This window comes from Paraburkholderia sp. SIMBA_030, assembly GCF_046535245.1.
In the GTDB taxonomy this organism is placed as follows: domain Bacteria; phylum Pseudomonadota; class Gammaproteobacteria; order Burkholderiales; family Burkholderiaceae; genus Paraburkholderia.
Genome location: NZ_JAWRXB010000080.1, coordinates 1 through 537, shown reverse-complemented (window position 1 = coordinate 537; position 537 = coordinate 1). Strand labels below are relative to the sequence as shown.

The following is a 537-nucleotide window of genomic DNA, read 5'->3' as shown; positions in this document are numbered from 1 at the left end:
ATCACCATTTAGCATGATGCGCTTATGACCAAACGCCAACATCTCGATATCCCGATCAACCGTTTGTGCAATGACAAAGTCAAAATACCAATCATCGATAGTGTCGTCCGCATCTATAAAAACGATGTAGTCGCCGATAGCGATATCAAGCCCAGTATTACGAGCATCTGCCACGCCCCCATTTTTTTGATATTGCACCGTAATCCATGTCTTATCACTTTCCCACTTGTGCAATAACCTAGCAGTTTCATCATCAGAACCATCGTCAATAACTATCAATTCAATCTCATGGTTCTTTTTCGCAACGTCAATACTACTAATACAACGATCAATAGTAGCGGCGGCATTAAATGCGGCGATAATAACTGAAATCATAGTGAGCCTCTTGAGTTGAGACTTCTAATGCATATCCTTTATGCCATCCAACGCAGTCGAAATATTAATCTACTGCGGCACTTTATGGATATGAACAAGACGCCGAAAAGCGACATAAACGATAGATAAACTAAGCAATACCCCAACAATTGAGAACAGAGC

At 41.0% G+C, this 537-nt stretch carries 1 protein-coding gene; it reads right to left on the bottom strand.

Going from position 1 to position 537, the window contains the following annotated elements; all coding sequences use genetic code 11:
* Positions 1-375 (bottom strand): glycosyltransferase family 2 protein (locus SB772_RS39100; RefSeq protein ID WP_410838400.1); only part of this gene is annotated, 375 nt, incomplete at its 3' end.
* Between the last annotated feature and the right edge of the window lie 162 nt (positions 376-537).